The sequence below is a fragment of the Brevundimonas sp. NPDC007368 genome (assembly GCF_042869015.1).
Taxonomy (GTDB): Bacteria; Pseudomonadota; Alphaproteobacteria; order Caulobacterales; family Caulobacteraceae; genus Brevundimonas.
This window is the reverse complement of the sequence record NZ_JBIAFA010000003.1, coordinates 1-2,228: the sequence shown is the minus strand read 5'-3', so window position 1 is coordinate 2,228 and position 2,228 is coordinate 1. Positions and strand designations below refer to the sequence as shown.

The window sequence follows — 2,228 nt, the reverse complement described above, 5'->3', positions numbered from 1 at the left end:
AGCTATCCCCCTGACATCGATGGTTTCCCGCGCGTTTTGCTGCGGTGCGCCTTTTTGTGCGCCCGCGACCTTAAAATCGTCATTTTTGTTTTTCCGCCACTCAAAGAACCGTGTTAATCATAGCGGCTGCGCGCGTTGCAGGCGGGGGTTGTGAGTTGTCGGATTACGACGAGATTGAAGCGCCGGACATCGTTCTGATCGCCGGTACGGTGAAGTGGTTCGATCCGGGCAAGGGCTACGGCTTCATCGTGCCTGACGAGCCGGACCTGACTGAACTGAAGGACGTGCTGCTGCACGTCAGCAGCCTGCGGGACGGGGGGCATGAGGCCGCCGCCGAAGGCGCTGCGATCACGTGCGAGTGCGCGCGCCGGCCCAAGGGCTGGCAGGTCGTGCGCGTCATTGATCTGGGCGAAGGCGCGCCCTTGCCGGTGCGGCGAGAGGCGGCGCGTGCTTCGGTGTCGCCGCGGGCGGCGATAGACGCCTCTGCGGACGGTCCCATGGAGACGGCCGTCGTCAAATGGTTCAATCGCACCAAGGGCTATGGATTCGTGGTGCGCGACGGCGCGGCCGGCGATATCTTCGTCCATGTCGAAACGCTGCGACGCTGCGGACTGGATGATCTGGTGCCGGGCGACGCGGTGCAGGTGCGGTTCGCCGACGGTCCCAAGGGGCTGGTGGTGGCCGCGATCAGGCCGGGCGAATAGTTTCGCCCTCTAAGGGGCGAAGTCATGGGTTTCTCGCGTCGTATCCTGCTGGCGGCCGCACTGGCGGGCCTGGCCTCGGCCTGCGCGCCCAAGGGGCCGGTGGATGCGGCGGGGCGGCCGTTGGAGCCGCTCAGCATCGTCACCGCCTCGGGCGAGCACAGGTTCATGGTCGAGATCGCGGATGACGAGGCCGAGCGCGAGCGCGGCCTGATGTATCGTCCGCCGCTGGAAGACGACCGGGGGATGCTGTTCCAGTTCCCGGCCGCGACCGAGCAGAGCTTCTGGATGAAGAACACGCCCAGTTCGCTGGACATCATCTACATCGATCCGCAGGGCCGCATCGTCTCCATCGCCAGCCACGCCACGCCCTATTCGGAAACGCCTCTGCCCTCGAACGGCGCCGCCAACGGCGTGCTGGAGCTGCGCGCGGGCCGTGCCGAAGAGATCGGCGCCAAGCCGGGCGACCAGGTCCGCCACAGCTTCTTTCGTCCCTGATCCAGAATAAGGCGTTGAATGCGTTGCGGTCCGGCGCCCGCCGTGTCATGAGGGCGCTCCATCGGATCGGGGTGTAGCGCAGCCTGGTAGCGCATCTGGTTTGGGACCAGAGGGTCGGAGGTTCGAATCCTCTCGCCCCGACCATGGTTTAAGCCCGTTTGGGCTGGATGAGTTTTACACTCGCCCCAAAGGCGCGAAGCGCTGCCTTTCGATCGGTTCCTCGGTCGACATCGCCCTTAGTACCAAGAGCAGACTCTGCGAACGTCCGCTAAGGGTGGGAAGCGGCCATTCAATCAGTCGCGTCGTTTCGCACGAACTCGAACAAAAACGCTCCCTGCTCCCGCCGGAATATACCGGTTGGACTAAAGTGGCATTCTGCAAACGGGTACGGTTGCCGAAGCTCCTCGGAAAAGCCTGTCAGATCTCCTCGCCGATAGAGCATTGGCGCTTCCGATGACCAGTCCTCCAATACATGGAAGAAGAAGCATTTCTCTGATTGGGATTGGATTGACCGTGCCATGTTCAGGAGTTCAGCTTCGATCACTGTCCGCTCATTATCCCGCAGGTCCCAATCGCCGAGACTCGGCTCGTTCGGATGTGTATCGCGCGGATCAAAGACCAGGAGACAGATCGGAGCTGACAAATGCTCGCTCAGTGAGGTCAACCCGGGTGCCGCCCATGCAGCGGCGAGCTTATCAGTGGCGGCACGGAGCAGATTTAGATCGGCTGGGATCACAAGCTCCCGCGCTTCGCGGTTCCGTCGAAAAAGGAAACCGGCAGTGATCGTCATTGGAACGAGCCGATGCGGTTAGAGATCGCCTCCGCAACCTCTGCCTTCCCGATGCGATTCATGGATGTGCTTCTTCCTATTTCTCACAGGCTAGGCGGGAGGATCGGAGGGCACAACCGGGGACCTGGAAAATGTCGCCTATGGGTCGAGGCTGTGTGAAAACGCCTCCCGATCGAGCGAATTAGGATAGCCTTCCGGGTCAGCAGGAGGTGGGTATGAGCCGCTTCGTTCAGGGCGCC

At 62.4% G+C, this 2,228-nt stretch carries 3 protein-coding genes and 1 tRNA gene; 3 read left to right on the top strand and 1 reads right to left on the bottom strand.

Annotated features, from left to right (window positions below):
- Positions 1-155 precede the first annotated feature (155 nt).
- The 3 genes from ACFYLW_RS06520 to ACFYLW_RS06510 all read left to right on the top strand — a co-directional run bounded on the left by ACFYLW_RS06520 (position 156) and on the right by ACFYLW_RS06510 (position 1,343).
- Positions 156-704 carry a cold-shock protein gene (locus tag ACFYLW_RS06520; RefSeq protein ID WP_292082929.1) on the top strand — a complete coding sequence of 183 codons (549 nt, stop codon included), beginning with the start codon at positions 156-158 and terminating at the stop codon, positions 702-704.
- Positions 705-728: 24 nt separating this feature from the next.
- Positions 729-1,199, top strand: coding sequence for a DUF192 domain-containing protein (locus ACFYLW_RS06515; RefSeq protein ID WP_312061872.1), 471 nt, complete (start codon positions 729-731; stop codon positions 1,197-1,199).
- A 67-nt stretch (positions 1,200-1,266) separates the two neighbouring features.
- Positions 1,267-1,343: transfer RNA gene (locus ACFYLW_RS06510), tRNA-Pro, on the top strand.
- 145 nt (positions 1,344-1,488) lie between these two features.
- On the opposite strand, the gene ACFYLW_RS06505 is transcribed toward ACFYLW_RS06510, so the two are convergent.
- Positions 1,489-1,989, bottom strand: coding sequence for a hypothetical protein (locus ACFYLW_RS06505; protein WP_312061874.1), 501 nt, complete (start codon positions 1,987-1,989; stop codon positions 1,489-1,491).
- Between the last annotated feature and the right edge of the window lie 239 nt (positions 1,990-2,228).